The sequence below is a fragment of the Wenzhouxiangella sp. AB-CW3 genome, from assembly GCF_014725735.1.
Lineage (GTDB): Bacteria > Pseudomonadota > Gammaproteobacteria > Xanthomonadales > Wenzhouxiangellaceae > Wenzhouxiangella.
The window spans coordinates 3,258,102-3,277,669 of record NZ_CP061368.1 but is presented as its reverse complement, the minus strand read 5'-3'; the positions used below and the strand labels follow the sequence as shown (position 1 = coordinate 3,277,669).

At 62.9% G+C, this 19,568-nt stretch carries 19 protein-coding genes and 1 pseudogene; 8 read left to right on the top strand and 12 right to left on the bottom strand.

Features of this window, described 5'->3' with window-relative positions; all coding sequences use genetic code 11:
• Positions 1-19: 19 nt before the first annotated feature.
• The gene (ahcY, locus tag IC757_RS14155; protein WP_190974934.1) at positions 20-1,480 is read left to right on the top strand and encodes an adenosylhomocysteinase; all 1,461 of its coding nucleotides are present in this window, start codon (positions 20-22) and stop codon (positions 1,478-1,480) included.
• A 111-nt stretch (positions 1,481-1,591) separates the two neighbouring features.
• On the top strand, positions 1,592-2,461 hold the full coding sequence (gene metF / locus IC757_RS14150) for a methylenetetrahydrofolate reductase [NAD(P)H] (RefSeq protein WP_190974933.1): 870 nt from the start codon (positions 1,592-1,594) through the stop codon (positions 2,459-2,461).
• A gap of 67 nt (positions 2,462-2,528) precedes the next feature.
• Here the strand turns inward: metF and IC757_RS14145 are convergent, their stop codons facing one another.
• Both IC757_RS14145 and IC757_RS17015 read right to left on the bottom strand, forming a co-directional pair.
• On the bottom strand, positions 2,529-3,365 hold the full coding sequence (locus IC757_RS14145; protein ID WP_190974932.1) for a glycosyltransferase family A protein: 837 nt from the start codon (positions 3,363-3,365) through the stop codon (positions 2,529-2,531).
• A gap of 107 nt (positions 3,366-3,472) precedes the next feature.
• Positions 3,473-3,649: a CPXCG motif-containing cysteine-rich protein gene (locus IC757_RS17015; RefSeq protein WP_190977050.1), complete on the bottom strand. Its 177-nt coding sequence runs from the start codon at positions 3,647-3,649 to the stop codon at positions 3,473-3,475.
• A gap of 390 nt (positions 3,650-4,039) precedes the next feature.
• On the opposite strand from IC757_RS17015, the pseudogene IC757_RS17010 reads away from it, so the two are divergent.
• Both IC757_RS17010 and IC757_RS14135 read left to right on the top strand, forming a co-directional pair.
• A pseudogene (locus IC757_RS17010) lies at positions 4,040-4,435 on the top strand (DUF885 family protein); the annotation flags it as partial.
• Entirely contained in the window at positions 4,366-5,127 is a 762-nt protein-coding gene (locus IC757_RS14135) for a DUF885 domain-containing protein (protein WP_263405568.1), read from the top strand. The pseudogene IC757_RS17010 and the gene IC757_RS14135, both read left to right, overlap by 70 nt.
• On the opposite strand, the gene IC757_RS14130 is transcribed toward IC757_RS14135, so the two are convergent.
• The 3 genes from IC757_RS14130 to IC757_RS14120 all read right to left on the bottom strand — a co-directional run bounded on the left by IC757_RS14130 (position 5,019) and on the right by IC757_RS14120 (position 7,471).
• On the bottom strand, positions 5,019-5,618 hold the full coding sequence (locus IC757_RS14130; RefSeq protein ID WP_223846145.1) for a GNAT family N-acetyltransferase: 600 nt from the start codon (positions 5,616-5,618) through the stop codon (positions 5,019-5,021). The two genes, IC757_RS14135 and IC757_RS14130, sit on opposite strands and share 109 nt — an antisense overlap.
• Positions 5,619-5,726: 108 nt before the next feature.
• Positions 5,727-6,443, bottom strand: coding sequence for an alanyl-tRNA editing protein (locus IC757_RS14125; protein ID WP_190974931.1), 717 nt, complete (start codon positions 6,441-6,443; stop codon positions 5,727-5,729).
• A gap of 29 nt (positions 6,444-6,472) precedes the next feature.
• Positions 6,473-7,471: an isoaspartyl peptidase/L-asparaginase family protein gene (locus IC757_RS14120; RefSeq protein WP_190974930.1), complete on the bottom strand. Its 999-nt coding sequence runs from the start codon at positions 7,469-7,471 to the stop codon at positions 6,473-6,475.
• Between the two features lie 92 nt (positions 7,472-7,563).
• On the opposite strand from IC757_RS14120, the gene IC757_RS14115 reads away from it, so the two are divergent.
• Positions 7,564-7,971, top strand: coding sequence for an MAPEG family protein (locus tag IC757_RS14115; RefSeq protein WP_190974929.1), 408 nt, complete (start codon positions 7,564-7,566; stop codon positions 7,969-7,971).
• Here the strand turns inward: IC757_RS14115 and IC757_RS14110 are convergent.
• Positions 7,921-8,481: an NUDIX hydrolase gene (locus IC757_RS14110; RefSeq protein WP_190974928.1), complete on the bottom strand. Its 561-nt coding sequence runs from the start codon at positions 8,479-8,481 to the stop codon at positions 7,921-7,923. The genes IC757_RS14115 and IC757_RS14110 overlap by 51 nt on opposite strands.
• 104 nt (positions 8,482-8,585) lie before the next feature.
• Here IC757_RS14110 and IC757_RS14105 point away from each other — a divergent pair, with 104 nt between their 5' ends.
• Complete coding sequence (locus IC757_RS14105; protein WP_190974927.1) at positions 8,586-9,953, top strand: hypothetical protein; 1,368 nt, start codon at positions 8,586-8,588, stop codon at positions 9,951-9,953.
• On the opposite strand, the gene IC757_RS14100 is transcribed toward IC757_RS14105, so the two are convergent.
• On the bottom strand, positions 9,922-10,854 hold the full coding sequence (locus IC757_RS14100) for a 5'-3' exonuclease H3TH domain-containing protein (protein ID WP_190974926.1): 933 nt from the start codon (positions 10,852-10,854) through the stop codon (positions 9,922-9,924). The genes IC757_RS14105 and IC757_RS14100 overlap by 32 nt on opposite strands.
• 15 nt (positions 10,855-10,869) lie before the next feature.
• Entirely contained in the window at positions 10,870-11,484 is a 615-nt protein-coding gene (locus IC757_RS14095; RefSeq protein ID WP_190974925.1) for an HNH endonuclease, read from the bottom strand.
• A 248-nt stretch (positions 11,485-11,732) separates the two neighbouring features.
• Here IC757_RS14095 and IC757_RS14090 point away from each other — a divergent pair, with 248 nt between their 5' ends.
• Entirely contained in the window at positions 11,733-13,088 is a 1,356-nt protein-coding gene (locus IC757_RS14090) for a Do family serine endopeptidase (RefSeq protein ID WP_190974924.1), read from the top strand.
• Between the two features lie 59 nt (positions 13,089-13,147).
• Here IC757_RS14090 and IC757_RS14085 read toward each other — a convergent pair whose 3' ends face one another.
• Positions 13,148-15,472, bottom strand: a complete 2,325-nt coding sequence (locus IC757_RS14085; RefSeq protein WP_190974923.1) for a Tex family protein — start codon at positions 15,470-15,472, stop codon at positions 13,148-13,150.
• Between the two features lie 170 nt (positions 15,473-15,642).
• Between IC757_RS14085 and IC757_RS14080 the strand changes: the two genes are divergently transcribed.
• Entirely contained in the window at positions 15,643-16,692 is a 1,050-nt protein-coding gene (locus tag IC757_RS14080) for an OmpA family protein (RefSeq protein ID WP_190974922.1), read from the top strand.
• A gap of 86 nt (positions 16,693-16,778) precedes the next feature.
• Here the strand turns inward: IC757_RS14080 and IC757_RS14075 are convergent, their stop codons facing one another.
• The 3 genes from IC757_RS14075 to IC757_RS14065 all read right to left on the bottom strand — a co-directional run bounded on the left by IC757_RS14075 (position 16,779) and on the right by IC757_RS14065 (position 19,554).
• On the bottom strand, positions 16,779-17,906 hold the full coding sequence (locus tag IC757_RS14075) for a hypothetical protein (RefSeq protein ID WP_190974921.1): 1,128 nt from the start codon (positions 17,904-17,906) through the stop codon (positions 16,779-16,781).
• Between the two features lie 110 nt (positions 17,907-18,016).
• A complete protein-coding gene (locus IC757_RS14070) occupies positions 18,017-19,036 on the bottom strand; it encodes a hypothetical protein (protein WP_190974920.1) in 1,020 nt (339 codons plus the stop codon).
• A gap of 2 nt (positions 19,037-19,038) precedes the next feature.
• Positions 19,039-19,554, bottom strand: a complete 516-nt coding sequence (locus IC757_RS14065) for a hypothetical protein (protein WP_190974919.1) — start codon at positions 19,552-19,554, stop codon at positions 19,039-19,041.
• Positions 19,555-19,568: the final 14 nt, after the last annotated feature.

Here is a 19,568-nt window from a genome sequence, read left to right as displayed (position 1 = left end):
CTTAACGAGGACCCATCTTATGAACGCCAATCTCGAAGACGCAAAGAAGAGCGTGCTGTTTGACGAGCAGATTGCGCCGACCGACAACGACCACTGTGTTGCCGATCTTTCCCAGGCGGGTTTTGGCCGCAAGGAGATCGCCATTGCCGAAACCGAAATGCCGGGCCTGGTTCAGACTCGTGCCGAGTTTTCCGAGGACAAGCCGCTGGCCGGTGCGCGTATTGCCGGTTCGCTGCACATGACCATCCAGACCGCGGTGTTGATCGAAACGCTGATCGAGCTGGGTGCGGACGTGCGCTGGGCGTCGTGCAACATCTACTCCACGCAGGATCATGCCGCCGCGGCCATGGCCGAGCGCGGCGTGCCGGTGTTCGCCTTCAAGGGCGAGACACTCGACGAGTACTGGGAGTTCACCCACCGCATCTTCCAGTGGCCCGACGGCGGCACGGCCAACATGATTCTCGATGACGGTGGTGATGCCACCTTGCTGCTTAACCTGGGTGCGCAGGCCGAGGAAGATCCCTCGGTGCTCGACAATCCCGGCAGCGAGGAAGAGAAGGCCCTGTTCGCTTCGATCAAGAAACGACTGAAGGCCAATCCCGGCTGGTATTCGGCCGCGCTGGAGAACGTCCAGGGCGTGACCGAGGAAACCACCACCGGCGTCAATCGCCTCTATCGCATGCAGAAGGAAGGCACGCTCAAGTTCCCGGCCATCAACGTCAACGATTCGGTCACCAAGAGCAAGTTCGACAATCTCTATGGCTGCCGCGAGTCGCTGGTCGATGCCATCAAGCGCGCCACCGACGTGATGGTGGCAGGCAAGACCGCCATCGTCTGCGGCTACGGCGATGTCGGCAAGGGTTCGGCGCAGTCGCTCAGGGCCCTGTCGGCCAATGTCTGGATCACCGAGGTCGACCCGATCTGCGCCCTGCAGGCGGCCATGGAAGGTTACAAGGTGGTCAACCTGGAAGATGAAGGCGTGGTCGAGGCAGCCGACATCTTCGTCACCGCCACCGGCAACTACAACGTGATCAACCATGACCACATGGTGCGCATGAAAGACGAAGCGATCGTGTGCAACATCGGTCACTTCGACAACGAGATCGATGTCGCCAGCCTCGATGACTACGAGTGGGACGAGATCAAGCCGCAGGTCGATCACATCACCTTCCCCGACGGCAAGAAGATCATTCTGCTCGCCCGCGGACGCCTGGTGAACCTGGGCTGCGCCACCGGCCACCCGAGCTTCGTGATGTCGAACTCGTTCACCAACCAGACCCTGGCCCAGATCGAGCTGTGGAAGTTCGGCGAGCGTTACGACAATGAAGTCTACGTGCTGCCCAAGCACCTCGACGAGAAGGTCGCCCGCCTGCACCTGGAGCGCATCGGCGTACGCCTGACCGAACTCAAACCCGAACAGGCCGATTACATCGGCGTGGCGGTGGAAGGGCCGTACAAGCCGGAGCACTACAGGTACTGATGGTGAAAGGTGAAAGGTGCGCCCACTTCTTTCTTTCCTTTTACCTTTTACCTCTTACCTTTCACCTCCAGCAAAGTGTGATATTCGCCCCAACTAATCGTTGAAGCCGCAATGTCCGATTCCGCACCCCAACTCAGCTTCGAATTCTTCCCGCCGCGCAGTGCCGCGCAGCAGGTGGCATTCGAGCGTGCACGCGACCGGTTGGCCACGCTGCAGCCGGCCTACATGTCGGTGACTTTCGGTGCCGGCGGTTCGACCCGTGACCGCACGCGCGAAACCGTGCTGTCCATTGCCGAAGCCACCGGTATCGAGGCTGCTCCCCATATTTCCTGTATGGCCGAAAGCGACGACGATATCGAGGCACTGCTTGATGATTATCGTGCGCATGGCATCAAGCGCCTGGTGGTCCTGCGCGGCGACCGGCCCTCGGGCAGCGGTGCCGGTGTCTTCCCCTACGCGGTCGACCTAGTGCGCTTCATACGCAAGCGCTATGGCAATACCTTTCATATCGAGGTGGCCTGCTACCCCGAACATCACCCCGAGTCGCGGACCCCGGACGATGACCTGAAGCACTTCCGTGACAAGGTCGCCGCCGGGGCCGATGGCGCCATCACCCAGTACTTCTTCAGCGCCGACAGTTACTTTCGGTTTGTCGATGAGGCTCGATCGCTGGGTGTGAGTGTTCCCATTGTGCCCGGCATCATGCCGATCACCAACTACACCGGCCTGGCGCGTTTTTCGCAGATGTGCGGAGCCGAAATACCACTCTGGATCGCCAAGCGCCTCAAAGCCTGGGATGATGCCGGCGACCGCGAATCGATCGCGGCTTTCGGTGAGGACGTGGTAACCGAACTGTGCCGGCGTCTGCTCGATGGCGGCGCACCGGGGCTGCACTTCTACACGCTCAATCGCGCCCGGGCCACCCTGGCGCTGTGCCGGAATCTGGGGCTCGATCCCCAGCCGGCTGCGACTGGCTCCTGATTAATGATCTCAAAAGTGAGACCGTTAGTAAGTTACAGAATGAATGACGGGGTACATTGGTAATCGGTCAGTCGCGCGGCCGAACCCGGAAGTCGCTGCCCTTGCGGCCCTTCCGAGCGTGCCGGATCCGGTAGAAGCTGGCCGTGCTCAGCGGTTCACCGTGAGTGCCCAGCAGCCAGCGGTATGTGCGGTCTTCCCAGGTGTTGCCGAATCTTTTTGCCGGGCGCTGGTACACGCCGATGTTGGCGCAGTAGCCCACGGCCCGGGCGACGTCGCCGCGCAGGATCTGTAGCCCGCCGACGGCCTTTTCGCGTCGTTCGGGTTCGAAGCGGGACAGGTCCAGGTCCAGTATGGCCGGCGCCTGCTCGGCGTGGGTAAAGATTGGATCGTCGGGCTGGAGCATTTCGCTGACCTGGTGAATCTGCGGAAAGGTCAGTATGGCATCGTGCTCGCGCAATTCGACAGCGAGCTCGTCCAGGGCACCGACCTGGAAGGTTACATCGCAATCGGTGAACCAAATCCAGTCGGCGCGTGTTGCCAGTGCCGCCTGGTTGCGGCCGATGGCGCGTCGGAACAGCCTCTCCTTTTCCAACGGCTGCCAGTTCCAGATTACGTTGGTCACGCGCTGCCCGGCGAAGTAGTCGAGTATGTGCCCGGTATCGGCATCCTCGGGGCAGTGAAACACGGTCATGGTCACGCGACAGTTGCGTGGCGGGTGCAGCACGAGGGAACTGAGTTGGTAGTTCAGCAGACGCCCGTACTTCCAGCAGTGGCTGACGATCTCCAGGTCGAGCAGGTCGCCGGCCGGTGGAGGTGAATCGGGCAGTTTCGGCCGGAACAGGCGTCGGGGCACCAGGCCGCTGGCGGCCAGACGAAAGAATTGCTCTTCGATGAAATCTCTCAAGACAGTGGGCCGGCGAAATTGCAGGAGTGATCACGAATGACGGGCGAGTGAGCCGAAGTATAGATCTCGCCTGATCGCACGGTCAATCGGAATACCGGCGGGCCGTGTTACTGTCCTTCACCGCGCACCATGGGCTCGCCGTCGGGCTGGTCGGGCAGCTTGATCTCTATCGGCCGACAGCACACACGGCAGTCCATCACCACTTCCTGTCCCAGTTCACCGGGATCGAGCGGCAGTTCGTTGGGCTCGTTGCACCAGGGGCAGGCAAACGAATAAAGCTCCATGTTGTTCTTTCCTTCTCGGATTGCGCGGAAGGCCATGAATACAGTCACGTACGTCGGAAATCCAACGATGCCATGAAAGCCAGTCTCATGGGTCGTACCCGTCACGGGGCATGCTAATCCGCGCGACTGACTGATCCAAGGGTGATATGAGGATGTCGAAACTTTTGCCGTTCCTGTTGCTTTTTTCTGCTGCTGGCAGCCTGCGAATCCGGTCATGACGTGACCAGCGAGCCGGCCGAGCCCGAGGTGGTCCGCTCCGAATCGACTGCAGTATCTGCCGATGCCAACGGGGCGGTCGATGATGTCGCCGAGCGAGGCGCGCGACTCGACAACCTCTATGAGCAGTTCTTCGAGGCCTCCCTGGAACTGAGTCCCTTGCGGGCCACATTCATGGGCGACCACCGCTGGTCGGATCGCTGGCCCAACTCGCTGGGTGAAGACCACCGCAACCGCGTGCTCGAGCATCACCGGGATTCCCTGGAACGCCTGCGTGCGATCAGCAGCGACGGCTTGGCAGGCCAGGACCTGTTCAGCTACCGCATGTTCGAAAGCGAGCGTGAGCGTGCCATCGAGGGGGCCGAGTACCCCGGTCAACTGCTGCCGATCAACCAGTTCCGCAACCCGGTCAATACGCTCGTGATGCTCGGTTCCGGAGACGGCGCCCAGCCGTTCAGGAATGCCGAGGACTACGATGCCAGGCGCCAGCGTGTGACCGAATGGACCGTGTGGGTGGACCAGGCCATTGCCAACATGCGCGAAGGGATGGCTCGGGGCATCGTGCAGCCGGCGGTTCCTACCAGCGCCCGGCTGCCGATGGCTCGCGACCTGGCATCTTCTACGCCAACACCTACGATCTCAGCGCCCGCCCGAGCTGGGGCGTGGAGGCGCTGTTCCTGCACGAGGCCGCGCCCGGTCACCACTTCCAGCTCGCGCTGCAGCAGGAAACCGAAGAACTGCCGCGCTTTCGCCGATTCGGCAGCTATACCGCCTATGTCGAGGGCTGGGGCCTGTACGCTGAGTACCTGGGCCAAGAAATGGGCATCTATGAAGATCCCTATGCCCGTTTCGGTGCCTATGCCGCCGAACTGTGGCGCGCCATTCGCCTGGTCGTCGACACCGGTCTGCACTACCACGGCTGGTCGCGTGAAGACGTGCTCGAGTACATGTATGCCAACTCACCAGCAGCCGAGGCGCGCGCGGTCTCGGAGGCCGAGCGCTACATGGCCATTCCCTCGCAGGCGCTGGGTGATGATTTCGGTATCCGCGAGTTCCACGCCCGCGTGCTCGAGACCGGCGCGGTGCCGCTGGATGTGCTCGAAGCTCACGTCATGGACTGGGTCGAGGACCTGTGCGCTGATTGGTTCACGGTTCAATGCCTCAGGGTCCTGGTCATCAGGACCCAGTCGCCCGAGTGCTCGCAGCCGGGGAAGGAAACCAGCGGGCGGGTTGCCACGGTGCAAAAGCCCAGTCGCTCGTAGAGCCTGACTGCCCCGGTGTTGGCCCGGGCCACGATCAGGCTGAGGTCTTCAGCGCCCGAGTCCAGGCAAAGCCGTTCGGCTAGGCCCAGCAGGCGCGAGCCAATGCCCCGGCCGCGAACCTCGGATAGCGTGGCAATCGCGTTGACGTACCACGAACCGGGCGCCAGCGCTTCCAGCTCGATCAGAGGCCGGATGACTGCTGGCAACTCTTCGAGATTGCCGACGTCGTATGGGTCGTCCAGGCGATAGCCCAGCAGCATGCCGGCGACCGTGCCGTTGATCTCGGCGACATGGGCATTGCGGTAGCTGAAGCCGCTGTCCTCGCCAGCCACCCGCCGGCTGCCGAAGGCCATGGCGTCCTCGCCGGGTTCGGCCATCCGTGACCACAGCCAGGCAGGCAGCCCCTCGCCGGCCGCGTTCATCAAGCCTGCCAGTACCGGAGCATCCGCGGGACGGGCCGGACGAATGTCGGGTTCAGGATGGTTCGCCATGGGGTTTCATTTCGGTTCCACCTATCCTTGAGAAACGGGAAAACGAGCAAGGAGCCGCCTCTTGCTGTTGCCGGAGGGTTCGAATCAAGGGACAGATTCTGACCGGGGTCAGTCCGCCGTCTGCTCAAGCAACTCGAGCTTCACGCGCCGGTTCTGACGCCCCTTCTTCTCGATCTTCTTCACTCGTACCGTCCCGATCTCGGCGGTGCGCTCGACATGGGTGCCGCCGCAGGGCTGCAGGTCGACGCCGGGAATGTCGATTAAGCGAATGCGACCGGCGCCTTTGGGTGGTTGTACCGACATCGTCTTGACCAGCTCGGGCCTCGCCTCCAGCTCGGCCTCCTCGATCCAGCGTGAACCAACCGGATGATCGGCCCGGATCAGCTCGTTGAGTCGTTGTTCGACCTCGGACTTGTGCGGTGCATCGGGCAGGTCGAAGTCCAGCCGGCCGCTGCCGTCACCGACCTGGCCGCCGGTGACGGGGTAGGGCAGCACCGCCGAGAGCAGATGCAGGCAGGTGTGCATGCGCATCAGGCGGTGACGGCGGTCGAAGTCGATCGTGGCTTTCACTTCGGTACCGATTCCCGGTGACGCGCTCTCTGCGGCCAGCACGTGAAGGATTGCTCCATCATCCCCGTGTCGGGTATCGATGACCGCCGCTTCGCCGCCATTCCAGCTAAGGGTGCCCGTATCGCCGGGCTGACCGCCGCCTTGCGGGTAGAAGACGGTGGCGCAGAGTATCACCCCTCCCGGGGTGAGGGCCTCTACTCGTGCCGTGCATTCGGTGCGGTAGGCATCATCCCTGAACAGTGTGTCGGTGGTCATGGCAGACTGGCTCTACTGTTGACTCGTCGTCAGTCGTCATCTCGATAAATGCTGACTTCGACCGAACCGTCGGTGCGGATGGCGGCGCGGTACATGCCGGCGGTGTTGAAGGGCATGGCGACATTGCCCTCGGCATCGACCGCGATCACGCCGCCGTCGCCACCGGCTTCGACCAGAACCTGGTTGATGACGGTATCGGCCGATTCGGCCAGGCTCAGACCGGCATGACTCATGCGCGCACAGATATCGTAGGCCACCACGTGGCGGATGAAGTATTCGCCATGGCCGGTGGCGCTGACGGCGCAGGAGCGGTTGTTGGCATAGGTGCCGGCGCCGATGATGGGCGAGTCGCCCACCCGGCCCCAGCGCTTGTTGCTCATGCCGCCGGTGGAGGTGGCCGCGGCCAGGTCGCCATTGCTGTCGACGGCAACGGCGCCGACGGTGGAGAACCAGTCCTCGGAAAGCTGTGTGCTGGCCTGGCCCTGGTCGGATTCGCGAGCCTGGATGTCCTCGAGTTGCTGGCGGCGGAAATCGGTGATGAACCAGTCATCGTCCTTGAATTCCAGGCCGTGTTCACGGGCAAATTCCTCGGCGCCGTCGCGCACCAGCATCACGTGCGGTGATTCGTGCATGACCTTGCGGGCAGCCAGTATGGGACTGCGGATGCCGCGTACCCCGGCAACCGCACCGGCGTCGAGATTGGAGCCGTCCATGATGGAGGCGTCCATTTCCACAGTGCCCTCATTGGTCAGTACCGCGCCGCGACCGGCGTTGAACTGGGGAGCATCTTCCAGTACCTGCACCGCGGCACTCACGGCGTCCATGCTGCTGCCGCCTGCGACCAGAATGCCATGGCCCTCGCGAACGGCGCGCTCGAGGGCGTCGCGAATGGTCTGTTCGCGTTCCTCGGTCATCTGCCCGCGTTCGATGGTGCCGGCTCCGCCGTGAATGGCAATGGCAATCGGGGCATCAGCCATGACGCCTCCCGAAAGAAGAAGGGCGGAAACAAACAGTGCGCGTTGCATCATCTTCGATTTCCTTCGCTAAATAGGTTTGCATGACGTCACGGAGTCTACCACCGTGGCTATACTGACCAAAGTCAATCATTTTGGGACCGAACATGCCAGCCCTCATCACCCTCACGTATGCCAGCCTGCTGGCCCTGCTGCTGTTGTTGCTGTCTTTTCGCGTGGTCAAACTGCGCCGCGGCCTCGGCGTCGGCGTGGGCAGCGGCGGCCACGAGTCGCTGCAACTGGCGGTGCGCACGCATGCCAATTTCGTCGAGTACGTGCCGCTGGCCCTCTTGCTGATGCTCCTGCTGGAGCTGGGCGGTGCGGTCGACGTGTTGCTGCATGTCCTGGGTCTGATGCTGCTGGCCGGACGCGTCCTGCACGGGCTGGTCGGTCTCAATCGCGGGCCGGGCAAGTCGCTGGGACGCTTCTGGGGCACGCTGCTGACCTGGGTGACGCTAATGCTTTCAGCCGTCTTCGGCCTGTTTATCGTCCTCTCCGGGTGGCTGGCCGCTTAGACCGGCCCAGTACAGCGCGGTATGAATCTTCGGGTCCAGCGCCAGCCCGGCCCGGTAGCGCTCGCGCAGCCAGTCGTCAATCCGGGCGCGGTCAATGGCGTGCACGACGATGTCCTCGCTGGCGTCGCCGCCGCCGCTGCCGATCCGGACCAGATCGGTGGCCTCGATGAATTCCACTTCCTCGTCGCTGAGCCCGGCCGAAGTCGGACAACGCATGAGTCGCCGCAGGCGGCCGGCGCGCCAGCCGGTTTCCTCCTCGAGTTCGCGGGCAGCCGCCTGCAGCAGCGACTCCGACGACTGTCCCGGCTCGTCGCCCGTCAGGCCGGCTGGCAGCTCGATGGTGCGGCGCCCGACCGGAGTGCGGTATTGTTCGACCAGCAGCAACTCGTCTGCCGGTGTCCAGGCAATGAGCACCACCACCGGGTGGCGTCTCACGACATACTCCCAGCCGTCGCGCCGGGCCAACGCCAGGTAGTCTCCCGAGTACAATAGTTGATTGTTTTTCGTCATCGCCCTGTTCCCGAAACTTTGCGGCAGTTCCAATGATCTGAACGTTTAGACGTGCGCGAAGTCCCAAGGGCGCAACGACTCAAAAGACCATAACAGGAATTACCATGCGAAATCCTTTGTCCGCCATTCTGCCGCTGATGCTGGTCGTGCCCATGCTGGCCGGTGCCCAGGAAGCCAGTTCGCCTCCGTCCGGTCAGCAACTGTCGCACTGGTTCAACCAGGCAGCTCAGGCCTACGAGTCCGGCGACCACGAGGCCTGGGTCGAGGCCACCAAGCACTTGCACCGACTGCGGCCCTATAACCAGGATTTCATGACCCACCTGGTCAAGGGGCATGCGCAGACTGGCGATCTCAGCGCCGCGTTCGACATGATGCTGAGCATGCAGCAACAGGGCCTGGCCGAAGACTGGGATTCGATCGAGGCCGTTGCGCCCATGCGCAATACCCGCCTTTACGATCACCTGCGCGACCTGATGCACGAGGCCGGCCAGCCCTTCGGTGATGTGGAGCGCTGGTCGACGGTGGACAGCGAAGTGCTCATGCCCGAGGCGCTGGCCTGGGATGCCGCCAGTGAGCGCATGTTTCTGGGTACGGTCCGTGACGGCCGGATCCTAGTCAGTGATGACGGCGAGCGCTGGGAAGACTTTGCCAGGCCCGACGAGGTAGCCGAGCTCCAGGCGGTGTTCGATCTTGTCGTGGACGCCGAGCGGAACGCGCTATGGGTGGCCACGGGGCGTGTGCCCCAGTTCCAGGGCGAGGCGCGCGAGGACGGCGTGCGCAGCAGTCTGCTGCGCTTCGATCTGGAATCGGGCGAGCTGGATGCCGAATTCCCCTTGAGCTCCGGCAGTGGCCGCAACCTGCTTGGAAATCTGGCGCTGGCCGGCAATGGCAACCTGTATGCCGCCGACACCGTGGCACCCATGGTTTATCGGTTCGAGAACGACGACGATGGGCTGCAGCCTTTCTTCGGACACCAGAATTTCACTAGTCTGCGCGGGCTGGCAGTCGACGACGAGGATCGGTTGCTCTATCTGGCCGATTACGAGCTCGGCATTTTCGTGGTCAATCTCGACGGCGAGGAAGGGGCCTGGAAGCTGGCGGTGCCGGAAACGCTCAACGAGGGCGGCATCGATGGGTTGTATTTCTGGGACGGTCACCTGGTAGCGATCCAGAACGGCGTTTCACCGCAGCGCGTGGTCCGGCTGGAACTGGGCTCCGACGGCCTGGGCGTGACAGCGGTGGCACCGATTGCTGCGGCAGCACCGGAGTTCGATACCCCCACTTTCGGGGTCATGGACGGACAGTACCTGTATTTTCTTGCGGTCAGTCACTGGCAATATGTCGATGGCGAGGGCAACCCGCGTGGTGGAGAGCTGCCCGAGGTGCCGATCATGCAACTCGACGTCGATGCAGCCAGTGTGCAAGTGGTTGGTCAGGAGATCATGGAGCAGATGCGGCAGCAGGGTCAGTAGCGGTTGCCGCATCCCGAAGCCGGTGCAGGCGCTCGCGCAGCGGGCGCCCGAAACCCAGGGCATCCAGCAGCGCGTCCAGTGAATCGCCGCATCCACGCCCGCGGCGAATGTCGGCGGGTCGCTCGATGTGCGGGATGTCATCGGCCAGCCCGGTCAGCCGCCGCGACAGGCGCGCGGCCTGTTCGTGCTGGCGCAGTCTTGCAGCCAGCTTGCCGGCCCCGCGAATCTTCAGCCAGGCAATTTCGTCGAGTCGTGCGTAAACCGCATCCAGCTCCCCGAAGTGGGCCAGCAGCGCGGCTGCCGTCTTGGGCCCGACGCCCGGCACCCCGGGAATGTTGTCCACCGCATCGCCGGCCAGGGCGAGAAAATCCGGAATCTGGTACGGATGGACTCCGAAATGTGCATGCACCCCGGCGGCGTCCAGTCGACGCCGGCGCGAGAAATCCCACCACGTGTCGTTCTCGCCAACCAGTTGGGTGAGGTCCTTGTCGCCACTGACCACGCAGACCGGACGCCCGGCCTCGCGGCTGTCCCTGGCCAGCGTGGCAATCAGGTCATCGGCCTCGTATTCGTCATCGGCATAGACCGCCAGGCCCAGTGCGCGGGCGAGGTCCTTGCACCAGGAAAACTGGCGCTTGAGTTCCTCCGGTGCCGGTTCGCGGTTGGCCTTGTAGTCGGGATAGATGCGGTTGCGGAACGAGCGGGTCAGCGACTCGTCGAATGCGATGGCCAGATGCCCGGGGCGCGACTGTTCAATCAGTTCGCATAGAAATCGTGCAAAGCCGTAGACCGCGTTGGTGGGGCGACCGGCCGGATCCATGAACCGGTCGGGCATGGAGTGCCAGGCACGAAACACGTAAACGCTGGCATCGACAAGATGGGCGGCCTGGCGATCAGTCATTCAAGATCGCCGCTTTCAGGCCGGGCCTGGTGCCGGAACCGACTCGAGACGGCGGCGCAGTACACTGTTGCGGGGGAAGTGGGCGAGCAGGAATTCCATCTGGTCGGCCAGGATGCGCTTGCCCTGCAGATAGACATACTCGGCATGCGTGGGCGTAAACGGGATGGCCAGCAATTGCATGCCAGCCTCTTCTGGTGTGCGCGAGCCCTTGTGATTATTGCAGCGCTTGCACGCCGTCACCACGTTCGACCAGGTGTCGACACCGCCCTGGGCAATCGGCTTGACGTGGTCGCGCGACAGCAGTCGCTCGGGAAACTGTGTGCCGCAATACAGGCAGAGGTTTTCATCGCGGCGGAACAGGGCGCGGTTGGACAAGGGCGGCGTGTAGCAGTCGTAGAAGCGGTGCGCATCGGGATGTGAACCCTGCGTGGCGATGATGGCATTGACTGGTATGGTCGTCTGTCGGCCACTGCGGGCATTGATTCCACCGTGCAGGTGGTAAAGCACCCGGCCCAGCGCATAGCTGACCTGACCGAGCACGATGAGTCTCACGGCGGACTGATAGCCGATCCACTCCAGTGGCATGCCGGTTACGTCGGTGCGCAGAACTTGTTGATCCAGGTTCAACATCTAGTGCTCCCGGGGTCAAAGCTACACCACATATAGGGTGTTTTATTCCCGATCTGCGTTCATATCATCCGGTTTTTCGGCACAAATGCAAGCCCCCTCCGAACAAACCGCCTGCCGCCTGTACGACGGCACTGGCCTTTCCGCCGGATGATGTCCCGAAGCCCCTTGAAGCCCGTGCCATCCGGAACCAATTTCACGACGCGCCAGTCAAACGGCGCGATCCGCCTACTGCGACGATGACGAGACCGATGCGCAACTCATACAAGCTGTTTTCAGCCACCGTGTTGATGCTGTACGCGAGCCTGGCCCTCTCGGCACTGCCGGCCGAAGTGGACGGCGAGCCGTTGCCATCGCTGGCCCCGATCCTCGAGAAGGTCACGCCGGCCGTGGTCAATGTGCATACCCGCACGCGGGTCCAGGTGCGCACCAGTCCGTTCTTCGACGACCCGTTCTTCCGCCGCTTCTTCGATTTTCAGACGGTGCCGCGTGAGCGCGTGCAGCAAAGCCTGGGTTCCGGTGTCATCGTCGATGCGGCCGAGGGCCTGATTCTCACCAACAACCATGTCATCGACGGTGCCGACGATATTGCCGTGATGCTCGAGGACGGACGCGAGTATGCCGCCGAATTCATCGGCAGTGATCGCGATACCGACCTGGCGGTCATCCGCATCGATGCCAGCGACCTGCACGAACTGCCGCTGACCGATTCCGATCGCCTGCGCGTGGGTGATTTCGTGGTCGCGGTGGGCAATCCCTTCGGTCTCGGGCAGACCGTGACTTCCGGAATCGTCTCGGCGCTGGGTCGCAGCGGCCTGCGCGGACTCGAATACCAGAACTTCATCCAGACCGACGCCTCGATCAATCCCGGCAACTCCGGTGGCGCACTGATCAACCTGCGCGGCGAACTTATCGGCATCAATACCGCCATCTTCACCCCCTCGGGCGGCAATGTTGGCATCGGATTTGCCATTCCCGCCACCACTGCCGACCACGTCATGGCGCAGCTGGTGGAGTTCGGCGAGGTGCGTCGCGGCAGCTTTGGCGCCGAAGTCCAGGACCTGTCGTCGCAGTTGCGCGAAGCCCTGGAAGTGGACGTGCATCGCGGCGCGGTCATCACCCGGATCGAGCCTGGCGGCGCCCTGAAAGAGGCCGGCCTGGAAGCCGGTGATGTCATCGTGGCCATCGACGAACGGCCGGTGACCGGCGCCGGCGCGTTCCGCCATGTCGAAGGGCTGCTGTCGGTCGGCAGCACCGTGCGCATCGACTACCTGCGAAACGGACGCGAACGCTCCACCCGGGTTCGTATCGAGGAAGACCTGGATGCCCGCATATCGGGCCATCGGCTCGACGATCGCCTCGACGGCATCGTGCTCGAACGCATTCCAGACCGCTCCCGCGCCCAGGGCGTGCTGGTCAAGGAAGTCCGCCGCAACTCCGAGGCCTGGCAGGCCGGGCTGAGATCAGGCGATGTCGTCGTCGCCATCAACCGTCAGCTGGTGCGCAACCTGGGCGAACTCAGAAACCAGTTCCCGCTGTCCGAAGGCCGCGAAATGGTCCTGGAAATCCGCCGCCGCGGCGCCGGCTACCTGGTCACCCTGGAGTGACCGGGTGGGGCGGGTTGCTGAGGCATCCTGGCCAATAGCGCGCGCTTCGGGCCTCCCGGTCAGGAGCGCTTCGCGCGTTCGAAGGCGTCGGCCAGGCTGCCCCTGGCGGCTGGTTTCTCTTTCTGGCGGCGATTTCCGGAGGGTGACGGTTTCTGTTTGCCACCTGCCGGTTTAGCGTCCGCGGGTTTGTCATCCCCGGGCAGAGGATCGTCGAGGCGTAGTGTCAGGGCGATGCGTTTGCGTTGCAGGTCGACTTCGAGCACCTTGACCTGAACGACTGCACCGGCGCGAACCACCTCGCGCGGGTCCTTGATGAACTTGCGACTCATGGCGCTGATGTGGACCAGTCCGTCCTGGTGCACGCCCAGGTCGACAAAGGCGCCGAAGGCGGCGACGTTGCTGACCGTGCCTTCCAGCACCATGCCGGGCTTGAGGTCGGCCAGGGTTTCGACATCGTCGGCCAGCCGTGCGGTCCTGAACTCGGGCCGGGGGTCGCGGCCGGGCTTTTCCAGCTCGGCGAGAATGTCGCGGATGGTCGGCAGGCCGAAGCGCTGGTCGACGAAATCGGCCGCGCGGATGCGTCCGATCAAATCGCGCTTGCCGATCACTTCAGTGACCGGCTTTTCGAGTGTTTCCAGCATGCGTTCGACCAGCGCATAGGCTTCCGGGTGCACCGCGGAGGCGTCGAGCGGGTGGTCGCCATCGGCAATGCGCAGGAAGCCGGCAGACTGCTCGAATGCCTTTTCACCCAGTCGCGGGACTTTCAGCAACTGACGACGGTTTCTGAACGCACCGTGCTCGTCGCGCCAGGCGACGATATTGGCGGCCACCGTGGCCGAGATACCGGCGACGCGGGAGAGCAGGGCGGCCGAGGCGGTATTGACATGAACGCCGACGGCATTGACGCAGTCTTCGACGCGTGCATCCAGCGCCCGGCCCAGTCGGCCCTGGTCGACATCGTGCTGATACTGGCCGACACCAATGGACTTGGGGTCGATCTTGACCAGTTCGGCGAGCGGGTCCTGCAGCCGCCGGGCAATGGAGACCGCTCCACGCAGACTGACATCCAGATCGGGCAGCTCGCGACTGGCCAGCTCGGAGGCCGAGTACACCGAGGCGCCAGCCTCGCTGATGATCAGTTTCTGCGGCTTGCGACCAGGCAGTGCCCGCACCAGCTCCGAGGCGAGCTGGTCGGTCTCGCGCGAAGCCGTGCCATTGCCGATGGCGATGAACTCGACGGCGTGACGCCGGCACAGCTCGGCCAGCACGGTGAGCGCTTCGGCGCGTCGTTTCTGCGGGGCATGCGGATAGACCGTGGCCGTGTCCAGCAGCTTGCCGGTGCCGTCGACCACGGCCACTTTGACCCCGGTGCGCAGGGCCGGGTCCAGCCCCATGACCACTTTCGGCCCGGCCGGCGCGGCCAGCAGCAGATCGCCGAGATTGTCGCTGAACACCCGGATGGCTTCTTCCTCGGCCTTTTCGCGTGCCTGCATGAACAGGTCCACGCTCAGGCTGGTATGCAGCCGGGCCTTCCAGGCCAGGCGGACGCCGGTGGCCAGCCAGTCGTCGGCCGGTCGTGCGCCCGGATCGATTCCAAGGGCGGCAGCCACACGGCCGATGGCGCGGTCATGACCTTCCTCGGGCGGGTCGCCCGGCTCAAGGTCCAGGGTGAGAATGCCCTCGTTGCGGGCGCGAAACAGCGCCAGCAGGCGGTGCGAGGCGATCTTCGAGATCGGCTCGACGTGATCGAAATAGTCGCGGTACTTGGCCCCCTCGTTCTCCTTGCCGGCCACAAGCTGCGCATGAATGCGTCCGACCTTGTGCAGCCACTCGCGCAAGCCTCCAATGAGATCCGCATGCTCGCCGGCCCGTTCGATCAGGATCTGGCGCGCCCCGTCCAGCGCAGCCTGGGCATCGGCCACCCCCTTGTCGCTGTCGACGTAGGCTTCGGCCGCGTCTTGGGGTTGCCGGCCCGGGTCTTCGAGCAGTGCGTCGAGCAGTGGTTCCAGGCCGGCCTCGCGCGCGATCTGCGCCCGGGTGCGACGTTTGGGCTTGTAGGGCAGGTAAAGATCTTCGAGCCGAGCCTTGGTGTCGGCAGCTTCGATGTCTGCCCGGAGTTCATCGCTGAGCTTGCCCTGCTCATCGATGCTGGCCAGCACGGTGGCGCGCCGGTCTTCGAGTTCACGCAGGTAGCCCAGGCGCTGTTCGAGCAGTCGCAATTGCGCGTCGTCCAGACCGCCGGTGGCTTCCTTGCGGTAACGCGCGATGAAAGGCACGGTCGCGCCACCATCGAGCAGTTCGATGGCCGCCGAAACCTGTCCAGGCGGGGCGGAGACGTCGACGGAAATCTGTCGGGCAATCGCGGCTTGAACGGCTTCGGTCATGTGGAGGTTTCGAGTCGGCATGGAAAACAGCCGCGCATTATCCCCGATTCACCGCCATCATCACCAGCTTGACATGGCGAGCGGCCATCGGGACTGCATTTTCCCGGATTCACCCCATATGACCGGCGATTTCCCTACAATGACCGTTCATTCGAAATCACTGATTTATTATGATGTTGAAGCGAATCCTGTTGCTGACAGCCACGCCGGTTGCACTATTGATGGCGCCGGTCCATGCCATCGCCGGAGAGCCCGAGGAATGGGGCGATCATCGCCTTGTGCCACGCGTCGACGGCAGCGAGATCATCACCTACCGATTCACTGAATATGATCGTGTCACGCTGACTTTCGGCCCATACGATGACGGTGAGTTCCCGGATGAGCGCGAATTCGAGGGCGAGCACACCCAGCTGACCTATCTCCTGCGGGACACCATGATCAGCACACTGCAGGTCAAGCGCGCCTATCGTCAGGGCCTGGAGCAGGCCGGTTTCGAAATCGAGTTCGCCGGCAGTGGCCGGGATGATCTGGGTCGGCGTTTTCACCGCTTCGACACGTTTGATCGCGATCGACCCAGCGGACTCACTGTGCATCACCTGGGCTGGCCACGAAGCCGTAGCGAACGCGACATGCGATTTCTGGCCGCCAGCCACGAAGAAGAAAGCGTGTACGTGAACGTGTTGATGTACAACAATCGCCGCGACGATGGTCAACCGACCATCCGGGTCGATGTCGTCGAGGAGCCCCAGGAAGAAGCAACACTCGCAATGGCTGCACCTGAGCCGCCTGAAGAGCAGCCGACCGAGCGCGACGAAATCGTCGCCGCCCACGATCGTGAGGACCTCAGTGCCGAGGAGATCGAGGCCGGGATCATCTCCGAGGGGCGCGTGGCGGTTCGTGACATCCTGTTCGAGTTCGACAGTGCCGAGATCATCGACGAGTCGGCCGATGCCCTGGCCACCATTGCCGATGTGCTCGAGGACAACTCCGAGCTGGATTTGCTGATTGTCGGTCACACCGACAACGTCGGCGACTTCGAGTACAACCTCAACCTGTCGATGGAGCGTGCCCAGGCCGTGGCGTCGTGGCTCGAGGATCAGCACGGCATCGACGAGGACCGACTGCAGTCGGCCGGGGCCGGGATGATGGCGCCGGTGGCCACCAATCGCAACGAAGAGGGTCGTTCACAGAATCGCCGCGTCGAACTGGTTGAATTGTAAGTGCCAGTTGTACCGGGGCGGGAAAGGTCAACTGCCGGGCCCGCATCAACGCCGCTGCAGACATCCTGCAGCGGCGTTTCTTCGGTTCAGAGACTTCCCAGTTGCGTGCAGTAGTAGCGGTTGGAATCGAAGCGCAGCCCGCACAGGTCGCCATATAGCCAGTCGATGCTTCCCGGTGGCGAGTATTCGAAGAGCTGGTCGCAGGATTCGAGCTCGCCCTGATAGCACGACTTTGCCAGTTCCACGCTGGTGTCGATCAGGTCGGCAGGAATGTCCTGCGCCCGACGTCGTCGCAGGGTGCGTGGCCGGTCTTCGGCAACATCCTCGCAATAGTAGTCGTTGTTCCTCAGGCGTCCGCCACAGGTGTCACCGTAAGTCAGGGCGGCACTGTTCAGTGGGGCCTGGTCATACAGGTCGTCGCAGGCCACCCAGTCGCCGGCGTGGCAGGCTTCCGCCAAAGGCACCAGGTGTTCACCGATGGTGTCGGGTGGCCGGACGGCCGCCGGCATGTCGTCGACCGTCACCGACTCGTTCGCCGGGCGATACTCGAACTCTGAAAAGGCCTCACTTTCCAGGGCCGCCTTCAGGATGTCGTGGTCGGCATACGGCAGATCGGGGTTTCCAACAAACGGTTGCAACTGGGCGAAGGCTGCCCTCTCGAACAGCGGTTCGAACTGTGCCGCGGTCAGATGGACGGCCGCGCGCGTGACGTGAAACCGTTCCAGCGTTTCCGGTGGTTCGTTGACGACCAGGCTGTAGATCGTCATGACCTGCTCGAAGGCCGGCACAAGCGCTTCCAGTGACTCAGCCTGTTCCAGCGTGTCCCAGGCGTGCATGTTCAGGCAGGCCCGGAGCGTGGCCCGGATGACCTGCTGATCTTCCAGGTACACGAAGCTCGAGGTTTCGGGCATCAGGCGCTCCACCGCCCGTTCGCAGCTTTCAAGAGCGGCTTCGGTCTCGCCGATCTCGTAGAGCACATAGCGCTTGAGATTGTAGTAGTGGGCGACATGCCCGCGCTCGGGATCGTCGGCCTCGTCCATGAGTTCCTGCAGCTCGCGGATAGAATCTGCCGCGTCCTCCATTCGCTCTTCGTTCACCGCCGCGTGGGCCTGGTGCATGAGCTGATCGAACTGGCGTTCGTACCCGACGGCGGTGGCTGGAAGCGTCAGTACTACAAGGGCGAGAACGGGTATCAGTCGGTTTATTGCGGTCATTGGCTATCCTGCGGTTGGGTATCGGGGGTCGATACCCACCTATGCGCAGGATCGTGGCCAAATGCCTCATGCAAAACTGTCAGGGGGAGCGATGCTGACTGATGGAGGGATTACTCCTGTTCGAAGCGGTCATGGAATATCTGGAATTCCTCGAGCAGCTCGGTGTTGAAATGCCAGTTGAACTCCGAGGTTGAGCCCAACTCGATCTCGGCGCTCGAAATGCTGAAGTGATTAGTGCTGATGGACGTCGCGGATACCTGGCAGACTCCGAAGCTCTGGCCGGTCATTTTGACCGTAATGTCACAGTCATCATCGACGCCACCATACTCCAGCTCATAGGTGTAGTCCTTGGCCGTTCCCTGGGTGCGGTCGGTGCCGCCCATAGCCAGACGGATCATGGCGGCATCGTCATGATTTAGTTCGCGCCGGGTCTCGGAGTTGGTGATGCCCTGAAACATCACCGCGATGGTGTGATCCAGCTCCCGTTCATCCCAGACGTCCCAGCCGGCGATTTCGACAAACTCATGGCCGGTGGGGAGATCCGAAACATCAACTGAATAGGTGCTGCCATCGATAGTCGCCGGCCACGAGAAGGGGTCATTGCTGCTCTCGTGAAACCAGTTGAGGTTGAGGTCGTCGCCGCGCTGGTCGTCCCGAGTACCGATCACCTGGTCTGCTCCTGGATCCAGGTCATAGACATCGTTGGGGCCTTCCAGGGTCTTGGCGTAATGGGCATCACTGCCTGACAGGCCGGACTCCGAGGCCAGGTTGGGGTGAGCCAGACCAATGCAATGGCCGACTTCGTGCAACAGCACGCTTTCCGCATCGACCTCACTGACGTCCAGCTCCGGGTCCGGGCGATTCACGTTGCCCTGTGTGGGTGTGAACTGATTCCAGACCGTGATGGAATTGCGGACCGGAATCTCCAGCTCCGTCTTGCTTTCACTGTCGGGGTGTATGCACACGGAGATGCTCAAGTGTTGATTGTCGGCGCCGGTATATCCGGTGGGGTGGGTGATGAGATTGGCATTCGGAGCCAGGCCATTGGTGCCCTCGGCAAAAATGAACACGCCTGCGTGGGCGCATGGCAGGGCAGCGAGCATCAGTCCGGCCAACAGTACGGTTTTCATAATCATTCTCCCGACCTGGCAATCTGCTGATCCATCCAGCTGCGCAATGCCTGTTCTGCGCTGTTCATGACGGCGAGTTCATCCACATCCCGGGCAATGCGTGACCATACGTCCGGTGCCGGGGCTCGCAATGAAATCTCCAGGTCGTCGTTCCTGCGACGTTCGAAGTGCACGACATCGGCGTCGGCCACATGGGTCGGCGTCTGACTGCGCGACTGGTCCAGGTGCTGGTCGAGTCGGGACTGATCGATGGGCTGCAAGGTCTCGAAAATGGCATGAAGTTCGGCCATCTCATCGTCTTGCAGGTCGCGATGATAGGTGCCGGCGCGAGTGGTGTAGGAAGGAAATCGGATCTCCATGCGTCCGTCATCCCATACCCTCAGGCTGATGCGGTTGTCCTGGTCGGTAATCAGCGAGTGAATGCGCTGGTAGGAAATGGCTGGCTCTTCTGCGATGCCGGTCGAAACCAGGCTGATCAGAAGCGTCAGGGCTGCAATGACGCGAACGGGGCTGATCATGACTCCACCTCAAC